Source organism: uncultured Caballeronia sp., from assembly GCF_964243625.1.
In the GTDB taxonomy this organism is placed as follows: domain Bacteria; phylum Pseudomonadota; class Gammaproteobacteria; order Burkholderiales; family Burkholderiaceae; genus Caballeronia.
On sequence record NZ_CAXTGZ010000208.1, the window covers coordinates 1 to 9,513 of the forward strand.

Below are 9,513 nucleotides of genomic sequence, written 5' to 3' on the forward strand. Positions count from 1 at the left end.
TTTGTACGGGCTTGCCGTGCGTGATGGTGCCGGTCTTGTCGAGTGCGAGCCACGCGAGCTTTCGGCCTTCTTCAAGATACACGCCGCCCTTGACCAGGATGCCTTTGCGCGCCGCCGCGGCAAGGCCGCTCACGATCGTCACCGGAGTCGAGATGACGAGCGCGCAGGGGCACGCGATCACGAGCAGGACGAGTGCCTTATAGATCCAGTCGTGCCAGCTTCCGCCCGCGAGAAGCGGCGGGAGGATCGCCACAGCGAGTGCGATTGCGAACACGATCGGGGTATAGACCCGAGCGAACTGGTCGACAAACCTTTGCGTCGGCGCCTTTGCGCCTTGCGCTTCTTCGACCGCATGGATGATGCGCGCGAGCGTCGTCTTGCCAGCGACGGCCGTCACCGCGAACTCGAGCGATCCTGCTTCGTTGATGGTGCCGGCGAAGACCGCGTCGCCCTCGGTTTTATCGACGGGAAGGCTTTCGCCGGTGATCGGCGCCTGATTGACCGTCGAACGGCCGGCAAGCACGGTGCCATCCAGACCGATACGCTCGCCGGGTTTGATGCGAATTACCGATCCGACAGATACTGACTTTGCATCGACATCGGCCCACGTGCCGTCCGCCTGACGCACGGTCGCCGTTTCAGGCGTGAGTTGCATGAGTCCTTGAATGGCGTTGCGCGCGCGATCGAGCGATTTCGCTTCGATGAGCTCGGCAACCGTGAAGAGGACCATGACCATGGCCGCTTCGGGCCATTGCCGTAGAACCAGCGCGCCGGTCACGGCAATGCTCATCAGCGCGTTGATATTGAGGTTGCCGTTGGAAAGCGCAACCCAGCCCTTCTTGTAGGTGGTCACACCGCAGGCGAGCACGGCGATGATCGCCAGCGCCGCCGACAGCCACGTCGAGGCGCCAAGCCAGCTCGCCGCTTCCGAGCCGATGGCGGCAGCGCCGGCAAGCGCAAGCGGCCACCATGGTTTCGGAGTTTCGGCAATCGATGCATCGAGCTTGCCGGCCGAGTCCGGCATTTCCGGCGTGAAGCCGAGCGAGCGGATTGCGTCTGCGACGGTATCGAGGGAATCAGGGGTGTGCTCGATCGTCAGGACCCGCTGCATGAGATTGAATTCCATGCCTTTGACGGATGGCATACCACCGAGCTTCTTGCGGATGAGCGTCTCTTCGGTCGGGCAATCCATCTGCATGATCCGGATCGGCGTGCGGATGTTGCTGCCGACGCGTTGCGCTCCGGAGAGACTTGCCATGGTCGCGGAAGAGGCGGACGCGCAGCAGGAATCTGTATGGGCGTGACCGTGCCCTTCATGAGCATGGCTTGCGTGGTCGTGTTCTGCATGGTCGTGCCCGTGGTGCTCATGGTGGTCGTGCTCCGCATGTGCTGGGTCTTTGGTTGTATCGGACATCGTGGCTTCCTGACTGGATTTGTGTTCTAGTAGACACCTTGAAGCTACTTCAAGGTCAAGCGCTAACACGGAGGTCGCATGAAAATCGGAGAACTCGCCAAAAGCGCACGTTGCACGACGGAAACGATCCGTTTTTATGAGAAAGAAGGCCTGATGCCCGATGCCGAGCGCACGGGCGGGAATTATCGGGATTACTCGGCTGTCCACGTCGAGCGGCTGCGTTTTATCAGGAATTGCCGGGCGCTCGACATGGCGCATGACGAGATCAGGGCCCTGCTGGGACTGACGGACAAGCCGGCGGAGCAGTGCGGAGCCATCAACGCACTGGTCGATGAACACATCTCGCACGTCGATCACCGGATCGAGGAATTGCAGCAGTTGAAGGCGCAACTGACCAGTCTGCGAAGTCGTTGCGCGGTGGAACAAGCCGTGGGTGATTGCGGCATCGTCCAGGAACTGACGACCATGGAAGTCTCGCCTGCGCGCGTGAAACATTCGCACATCGGATAAAGCGGGCACACGGATCGTTCCGCCGCTCGGCCACCACCCCTCCGCCATACCATTCCTGGTATCGCAAATGCCAAATAACTGATTGGACCGCCATGCACCCCGGCGCTACGCTTCGTTCCGGTACGTCCTGAGTCCAATGACCGCCCATCCCGCATGAGCGGCAAAGAAGCGCGGCAGTACCGATTACAAACACAAATAAATCGGAGACAACCATGAGACATGCTCGACGCGCAGCCATTGGTGCGCTGCTTGGTTCTGCGCTATTGCTGGGCGCAAGCCTGAACGCCCAGGCCGACGACAAGAAAATCACCCTGGGCTTTTCGCAAGTGGGCGCCGAGAGCGCATGGCGCACCGCCAATACCGTATCGGTCAAAAGCGCGGCCAAGGATGCCGGCATCAATCTCAAATTCTCCGATGCCCAGCAGAAACAGGAAAACCAGATCAAGGCGATCCGTTCTTATATCGCCCAGAAAGTCGATGTGATCGCGTTTTCGCCGGTGGTCGAATCCGGCTGGGAACCGGTGCTTATCGAAGCGAAAACCGCGAAGATTCCAGTGATCCTCACTGACCGTAATATCGACGTGAAGGATAAGTCCCTGTACGTCACCATGATCGGTTCGGACTTCCTGGAAGAAGGCCGGCGCGCGGGCAAATGGCTCGAAGAGCGCTACAAGAACGAAGCCGGTCCGATCAACATTGCCGAGTTGCAGGGCACGGTCGGCTCCGCGCCCGCAAATGACCGTCGTGCCGGGCTGCTGGAAGTCATCAAGAACGATCCAAAGTTCAAGGTCATCGCTTCGCAAAGCGGCGACTTCACGCTGGCCGGCGGCAAGCAGGTCATGGAAGCTTTCATCAAGACTTACGGCAAGCAGATCAACGTGGTCTACGCGCATAACGACGACATGGCGCTCGGTGCGATCCAGGCCATGGAAGAAGCCGGCGTCAAGCCGGGCAAGGACGTGAGCGTGGTCTCGTTCGACGCCACCAAGGGCGGCTTCGAAGCCATGGTGGCCGGCAAGATCAATGTGGACGTCGAATGCAGTCCGCTGCTCGGCCCGCAACTCATGACCGCGGTGAAAGAAGTGGTGGCGGGCAAGGAGTTGCCCAAGCGCATCGTCACGGACGAAACCGTGTTCCCCATGAGCGTCGCGGCGCAGATCCTGCCGCAGCGTAAATACTGAGCGGCGAGACTCCATGATCGCTTCGCCCATCCTTGAAACCATCGGTATCTCGAAGTCGTTCCCGGGCGTCAAGGCGCTGCAGAACGTGGACTTCCGGTTGTTGCCCGGCGAGATCCATACGCTGATGGGTCAGAACGGCGCCGGCAAGTCGACGCTCATCAACGTACTCACCGGCGTCCACGCGCACGACGCCGGCGAGATCCGGCTGGGTGGCGACGCGGTCAGTTTCGCAACGCCGCTCCATGCGGAAGCGGCTGGAATCAGGACGCTGTATCAGGAAGTGAACCTGTGTCCGAATCTGTCCGTCGCCGAAAACGTGTTTGCCGGACGGCAGCCGAAACGGCATGGCGCGATCGACTGGAAGACCATTCGTGCGCGTGCCGAGGCGGCGCTGGCCGACCTGAACGTGTATCTCGATGTGACCAAGTCACTCGATACCTACCCGATCGCGGTGCAGCAGATGGTTGCGATCGCGCGAGCGGTATCGGTGGATGCGCGTGTGCTGATTCTCGATGAACCCACGTCGAGCCTCGACGAAGGAGAAGTCGCGCGGCTTTTCGGCGTGCTGCAGAAGCTCAAGCAATCGGGCATCGCGATCCTCTTTGTCACGCATTTTCTCGAGCAGACCTACGCGGTCTCGGACCGCATCACGGTCATGCGCAATGGCGAGCGTGAAGGCGAATATCTGGCCCGCGATCTGCCGGTGGAACTGCTGGTTTCGAAGATGGTGGGCCATGAACGCATGACCGAGCGCCTGAAACGCGCGGCTGACGAACCGCCGGCAAAGAAGAGTCTGGTGCCGCCGTTCTTCACCATGCGCGGCAGCGGCCGGCGTGGCGTGATGAATCCCATCGATATAGATGTGCAGCCCGGCCAGATCCTCGGCCTCGCGGGCCTGCTCGGGTCCGGCCGCACTGAGACCGCGCGCCTGCTTTTTGGCGCTGAGCGTTCGGACGCGGGCAGCATGTCCATCGGCGGGAAGGCAGTGAAACTTCGCTCGCCTCGCGATGCCGTGCGCCGCGGCGTGGGGTATTGCCCCGAGGACAGGAAAAAGGAAGGCATTGTTGCGGAGCTTTCCATACGGGAGAACATCGTGCTTGCGCTGCAGGTGCAACGCGGCTGGTGGCGCGTTTTAGGCAAGACGAGACAACGCGAAATAGCCGATGACTATATCGGGCGGCTTGGCATCAAGGCGCGCGACGCAGAGCAGCCAATCGGACTTCTCTCTGGCGGGAACCAGCAGAAGGTGCTGCTCGCGCGCTGGCTTGCGACCGAGCCGAAGATGCTGATTCTCGATGAACCCACGCGCGGTATCGACGTTGCAGCCAAATTCGAAATCATGGATCGTGTGCTGGCGCTGTGCGCGAAAGGCCTTGGCATTGTGTTCATCTCCTCGGAGGTGAACGAAGTGGTGCGCGTGAGCCACCGGATCGCGGTGCTGCGCGACCGGCGCAAGGTGGCGGAAGTCGAGGGGCACGCGACGTCGGAAGACCAGGTGTACCGGTTGATAGCAGGAGGCAGCCAGTGAACCCGATCAAGGCAGCGTTGCAACATCCTCTCGTATGGCCGGCTCTCACGCTCGTGTTGCTGATTCTGCTCGACCTGAGCCAGAACGCGCATTTCCTCTCGATTTCCGTACTCGATGGCCACTGGTTCGGCGCGCCCATCGATATCCTCAATCGTGCGGCGCCGCTCGTGCTGGTGTCCCTCGGCATGACGCTCGTGATCGCGACACGCGGCATCGATATCTCCGTAGGCGCTGTCGTCGCCATCGCGGGCGCGGCGGCCGCGAGCATCCTCGCCGACAATCCCGCGAATGTGGCTGAAGCACTTGCCGCTGCCCTCGTCGTGGGCGTGCTTGCCGGCATGTGGAATGGCGTGCTCGTGGCGTTTGTCGGCATGCAGCCGATCATCGCGACGCTGATCCTGATGGTGGCCGGGCGGGGCGTCGCGCAGCTGCTCACGGGCGGCCAGATCATTCCCATCGGGGCGCCCGGGTATCTGGTGGTCGGCGGCGGTTATCTGGCGCGCATACCGTGCTCCGTGTGGGTTGCGGTGGCCGCGATTGCCGGGACCGCGCTGCTCATGAACCGCACGGCGCTCGGCATGTTCATCCGCGCGATCGGCATCAATCCGGTAGCGACGAAACTCGTTGGCTTGCGTTCGAGCGCGATCGTGTTCGGGGTCTATACGTTCTCCGGTCTCACGGCGGCTATTGCGGGAATCCTGATCAGCTCGAACGTGCGCAGCGCCGACGGCAACAATGCGGGCCTGTTGCTCGAACTCGATGCGATCCTCGCCGTCACGCTTGGCGGCACGTCGCTGCTCGGCGGCAAGTTCAGCCTTGCCGGCACTGTGCTCGGCGCACTGATCATCCAGACGCTCACGTACACCACGTATTCGATAGGCGTGCCGCCTGAAGCTACGCTCGTTGTAAAGGCCGCGGTGGTGCTGGTGGTCAGCGTGATCCAGTCCGCCAGCGCTCGTACGGTGATCATGCGGCAACTCGGCCGCGCCTTTCCCCACGTTGCCAGGAAGCCCCTTGCAGAGGCCGCCAAATGAGGAATTTCCTTGATCGCCTGGTCGATCCGCGCACGTTGCCAATCGTCGTCACCATCGTTCTGTTCGTTGCGCTGTTCGGTTTTGGCTCTGTGATGTACACCGGGTTTTTCTCGCTGCAAGTGCTCCTGGGCCTGCTCGTTGACAACGCCTTTCTCCTGATCGTCGCAATTGGCATGACCTTTGTGATCGTGTCGGGCGGCATCGACTTGTCGGTGGGATCGGTGGTGGCGTTGACGACGATTTTCTGCGCCGTCTTCGCCGAACGCCTGCATTGGTCCATATGGGTCATCGTGCCGCTCGTGCTTGTCTTCGGCGCGTTGTACGGAGCGGCCATGGGCGCGCTCATCCACTTCTTCAGGCTGCAGCCGTTCATCGTCACGCTGGCGGGCATGTTCCTCGCGCGCGGCGCGTGTTTCCTGATCACCACGCAATCGATCACCATCAACGACCCGAGCTTTCACGCGCTGTCGGGTTTTCACATCGATATACACGGTGCTTCGCTCACGGCCGGCGGCCTGATCGCCATTGCAACGCTTGTGCTTGCCATCTTCGTCGCGCATTTCACACGTTTCGGGCGTAACGTCTATGCGGTCGGCGGCAACGAACGTTCGGCATTGCTGATGGGATTGCCCGTGGCACGCACGAAGGTCGGCGTGTATGCGCTGAGCGGATTTTGCTCGGCGCTCGGCGGCGTGGTGTTCACGCTGTACGTGCTCTCGGGATACGGCTTGCAAGGGCAGGGCATGGAGCTCGATGCGATTGCCGCCACGGTCATCGGCGGAACCTTGCTCACGGGCGGGGTGGGCTATGTGATTGGATCGGTGTTCGGCGTCGGCATTCTCGGAACCATCCAGACGCTGATCACGTTCGATGGCACGCTCAGTTCGTGGTGGACCCGCATTGTGATTGGCGCGCTTTTGTGTGCGTTCTGCCTGTTGCAGCGCCTGATCGAACGGCATGCGGCCCGGCGCAAGTCGGATGGAACGGCGTCGGGTGAACGGGCGGGATCAAAGCTGAAGCTCAGGTGGCGGGCAACACGGCAACACGACGACGCGACCAAAGCCGATCCCGCTGCGCTCGGGTCGCGGAGCTGACGCAGCTATCGACATGAAAAACGGCTCCGGACGCGCGGTGCGTTCGGGCGAATGAAGCTTTGAATAGTAATAGAAACGGTCAAGGAAAAATCGATGTCAGACGCAAAACGCCCGCTGCGCTCCGCCCAATGGTTCGGCACGGCCGACAAGAATGGCTTCATGTACCGAAGCTGGATGAAAAACCAGGGCATTCCCGATCATGAATTCCAGGGCAAGCCGATCATCGGCATTTGCAACACGTGGTCCGAACTCACGCCGTGCAATGCGCATTTCAGGAAGCTCGCGGAGCATGTAAAGCGCGGCGTGTTCGAAGCGGGTGGTTTCCCGGTTGAGTTCCCGGTGTTCTCGAACGGCGAATCCAATCTGCGCCCGACCGCGATGTTCACGCGCAACCTCGCCAGCATGGACGTCGAGGAATCGATCCGCGGCAATCCGGTGGATGCTGTCGTGCTGCTCGTCGGCTGCGATAAAACCACGCCCGCGTTGCTGATGGGCGCGGCGAGTTGCGACGTGCCGGCCATCGCGGTAAGCGGCGGACCGATGCTCAACGGCAAGCATCATGGCCGCGACATCGGTTCGGGCACGGTCGTGTGGCAGCTCAGCGAGCAGGTCAAGGCGGGCAAGATCACGCTGCACGAATTCATGTCGGCGGAAGCGGGCATGTCGCGCTCGGCCGGCACCTGCAACACCATGGGCACGGCGTCCACCATGGCCTGCATGGCCGAGGCACTTGGCGTCACGCTGCCCCACAACGCGGCAATTCCAGCCGTCGATGCCAGGCGCTATGTGCTCGCGCACATGTCGGGCATGCGCATTGTGGAGATGGCGTTGCAGGACGTGCGGTTGTCGAAGCTGCTGACGAAAGAAGCGTTCGAGAACGCGATCCGCGTGAATGCGGCGATCGGCGGATCGACGAATGCGGCGATTCATTTGAAGGCGATCGCGGGTCGCATTGGTGTGAATCTCGAACTCGATGACTGGACGCGCATCGGCCGCGGTACGCCGACGCTGGTCGATCTGCAGCCTTCCGGCCGCTTCCTGATGGAAGAGTTTTATTACGCGGGCGGCTTGCCGGGCGTGATCCGGCGGCTTGGCGAAGCGGGCTTGCTGCCGCATCCCGATGCGCTCACCGCGAACGGCCAGTCGCTGTGGGAGAACACGAGAGAGGCGCCCATTTACAACGAAGAGGTCATCCGGCCGCTCGATAACCCGCTCGTCGCCGATGGTGGTTTGTGCATCGTGCGCGGCAACCTTGCGCCGAATGGCGCCGTGGTGAAGCCGTCGGCCGCGACGCCCGAATTGCTCAAGCATCGCGGCCGCGCGGTCGTGTTCGAGAACTTCGATCACTACAAGGCGCGCATTGGCGACCCCGAACTCGATGTCACGAAGGACTCTGTTCTCGTGCTGAAGAACTGCGGCCCGAAAGGTTATCCGGGCATGGCGGAAGTCGGCAACATGGGTTTGCCGCCGAAGCTGCTGGCACAAGGCGTGACCGATATGGTGCGCATCTCGGACGCACGGATGAGCGGCACGGCGTACGGCACCGTCGTGCTGCACGTGGCGCCCGAAGCGCGTGCGGGTGGCCCGCTTGCGGTGGTGAGGGACGGAGACTGGATCGAACTCGACTGCATGGGCGGCACCCTGCACCTCGACGTCAGCGAGACCGAACTCATCGCGCGTCTCGCCGACTGGGCGGAAGCGCAGACCGTCACGCCGGCGGATACGAGCGGGTATCGGAAGCTCTACGTCGATCATGTTCTGCAAGCCGATCAGGGCTGCGATTTCGATTTTCTCGTAGGATGTCGGGGTGCCGATGTGCCGCGGCATTCGCATTAAGCCTGGATTGGCGGCGCGTTGCACGCACCAGATCAACGACGATATCTTTAAGGTCCATCCATGACAGAGCAAGTTGCACAGGTCGCAATAGGCATTGCCGGCGTCGGCAAGATCGCTCGCGATCAGCATTTACCTGCTATAGCCGGGAATCCGGGGTACAGGCTCATTGCCGGCGCGAGCAGGAATGCGCGGATCGACGGGGTCAACAACTATCAGAATGTCGAGGAGATGCTGAAAGCCGAACCGCAATTGCAGGCCGTGTCGCTGTGCGCGCCGCCGCAAGTGCGGTTTGCGCAGGCACGCGCGGCGCTCGAAGCGGGCAAGCACGTGATGCTCGAAAAACCGCCGGGTGCGAGCGTGACCGAAGTTCAGGTGCTGGCTGCCCTGGCGCGGGAAAAGCAATGCACGCTGTTCGCGACCTGGCATTCCCGTCATGCGCCGGGCGTTGAAACTGCGCGCGCATGGCTTGCGGACAAGACGATCACATCGGTCAACGTCTTGTGGAAAGAGGATGTGCGCCGCTGGCATCCGGGGCAGGACTGGATCTGGCAGCCGGGTGGACTGGGCGTGTTCGATCCGGGCATCAACGCGTTGTCCATCGTCACGCGAATCTTGCCGCATGCGTTCTTCTTGAAGTCGGCGGAGTTGTTCGTTCCGGCCAACAGGGACAATCCGATCGCCGCAAACCTCGATTTCAGCGATGCGCTCGGCACGCCGATCCGCGCTGAATTCGACTGGCGGTTTGGTCCGGAAGAGTTGTGGCAGATCGAGGTGACGACCCGCAGTGGCGTCTTGCATCTCGCGCAGGGCGGGAAGTTCTTGAAGATCGATGAAGAGGTGAAGGATATCGGCAAGGAGCGGGAATATCCGAGCCTCTATGACCGGTTCTTCGAGTTGATCTCGACGGGTTCAAGCG

8 protein-coding genes are annotated in these 9,513 nt (G+C 61.7%); 7 read left to right on the forward strand and 1 reads right to left on the reverse strand.

Features of this window, described 5'->3' with window-relative positions:
* Window positions 1-1,414: heavy metal translocating P-type ATPase (locus ACFFAR_RS15675; RefSeq protein ID WP_375508093.1), on the reverse strand; the 1,414-nt coding region annotated here is incomplete at its 3' end.
* Between the two features lie 78 nt (window positions 1,415-1,492).
* Here ACFFAR_RS15675 and cadR point away from each other — a divergent pair.
* From cadR to ACFFAR_RS15710, 7 genes are all read left to right on the forward strand, one after another.
* The gene (gene cadR / locus ACFFAR_RS15680; RefSeq protein ID WP_174363128.1) at window positions 1,493-1,924 is read left to right on the forward strand and encodes a Cd(II)/Pb(II)-responsive transcriptional regulator; all 432 of its coding nucleotides are present in this window, start codon (window positions 1,493-1,495) and stop codon (window positions 1,922-1,924) included.
* A gap of 212 nt (window positions 1,925-2,136) precedes the next feature.
* Window positions 2,137-3,105 (forward strand): ABC transporter substrate-binding protein, encoded by a 969-nt coding sequence (locus ACFFAR_RS15685; RefSeq protein WP_062001554.1) that lies wholly within the window; start codon window positions 2,137-2,139, stop codon window positions 3,103-3,105.
* Window positions 3,106-3,118: 13 nt separating this feature from the next.
* Window positions 3,119-4,633, forward strand: a complete 1,515-nt coding sequence (locus tag ACFFAR_RS15690) for an ATP-binding cassette domain-containing protein (protein WP_174363129.1) — start codon at window positions 3,119-3,121, stop codon at window positions 4,631-4,633.
* On the forward strand, window positions 4,630-5,667 hold the full coding sequence (locus ACFFAR_RS15695; RefSeq protein ID WP_174363130.1) for an ABC transporter permease: 1,038 nt from the start codon (window positions 4,630-4,632) through the stop codon (window positions 5,665-5,667). Before ACFFAR_RS15690 ends, ACFFAR_RS15695 begins: the two co-directional genes overlap by 4 nt.
* Entirely contained in the window at window positions 5,664-6,761 is a 1,098-nt protein-coding gene (yjfF, locus tag ACFFAR_RS15700; RefSeq protein WP_174363131.1) for a galactofuranose ABC transporter, permease protein YjfF, read from the forward strand. Before ACFFAR_RS15695 ends, yjfF begins: the two co-directional genes overlap by 4 nt.
* A 93-nt stretch (window positions 6,762-6,854) precedes the next feature.
* On the forward strand, window positions 6,855-8,597 hold the full coding sequence (locus tag ACFFAR_RS15705) for a dihydroxy-acid dehydratase (RefSeq protein ID WP_174363132.1): 1,743 nt from the start codon (window positions 6,855-6,857) through the stop codon (window positions 8,595-8,597).
* Window positions 8,598-8,657: 60 nt separating this feature from the next.
* The coding region (locus ACFFAR_RS15710) for a Gfo/Idh/MocA family protein (protein ID WP_375508094.1) at window positions 8,658-9,513 on the forward strand (856 nt) is incomplete at its 3' end.

What these genes read in the sequence shown, in the direction of transcription:
- cadR (WP_174363128.1), top strand. Translation starts at nt 1,493, where the DNA reads ATGAAAATCGGAGAACTCGCCAAAAGCGCACGTTGCACGACGGAAACG.
- ACFFAR_RS15685 (WP_062001554.1), top strand. Translation starts at nt 2,137, where the DNA reads ATGAGACATGCTCGACGCGCAGCCATTGGTGCGCTGCTTGGTTCTGCG.
- ACFFAR_RS15690 (WP_174363129.1), top strand. Translation starts at nt 3,119, where the DNA reads ATGATCGCTTCGCCCATCCTTGAAACCATCGGTATCTCGAAGTCGTTC.
- yjfF (WP_174363131.1), top strand. Translation starts at nt 5,664, where the DNA reads ATGAGGAATTTCCTTGATCGCCTGGTCGATCCGCGCACGTTGCCAATC.
- ACFFAR_RS15705 (WP_174363132.1), top strand. Translation starts at nt 6,855, where the DNA reads ATGTCAGACGCAAAACGCCCGCTGCGCTCCGCCCAATGGTTCGGCACG.